The organism is Haemophilus sp. UMB1048, assembly GCF_030218125.1.
GTDB lineage: Bacteria > Pseudomonadota > Gammaproteobacteria > Enterobacterales > Pasteurellaceae > Haemophilus_D.
Genome location: NZ_JASOPB010000035.1, coordinates 1 through 389, shown reverse-complemented (window position 1 = coordinate 389; position 389 = coordinate 1). Strand labels below are relative to the sequence as shown.

Genomic DNA, 389 nt, shown 5'->3' with positions numbered 1-389 from the left:
AAATCTCGGTGTGAGCCTGGCTGGGGCCAAAAAGAAAAAACCTTACTGCTTTTACTGGGAGGTTTTCGAATATGGCTTATGCAATTTTAAGAGTGGAAAAAACAAAAAATACTTCAATCGCTGGAAAAAATTCTCACAATATGCGATTGAGGAAAACACATAATGCAGATCCTAACCTTAAATCCCAAAACCGAATTTTAATCGGTTCTGGTGATTTAAGGACTGATATTAATGCAAGGTTTCAAGCAACAAATGTTAAAGCTCGTAATTCTACTTCTGTTATTTGTAATGAATTAGTTTTAACAGCTTCTCCGGAATTTTTTGCAAATAGCAAAAATTTAGAGGATTGGATTAAAGTTCAAATGGAATATTTGCATAATGAATATGGA

The 389-nt window shown here is 33.4% G+C and carries 1 protein-coding gene; it reads left to right on the top strand.

Features of this window, described 5'->3' with window-relative positions:
* Nucleotides 1-71 precede the first annotated feature (71 nt).
* The coding region (locus QP437_RS09760; RefSeq protein WP_285267703.1) for a plasmid recombination protein at nt 72-389 on the top strand (318 nt) is incomplete at its 3' end.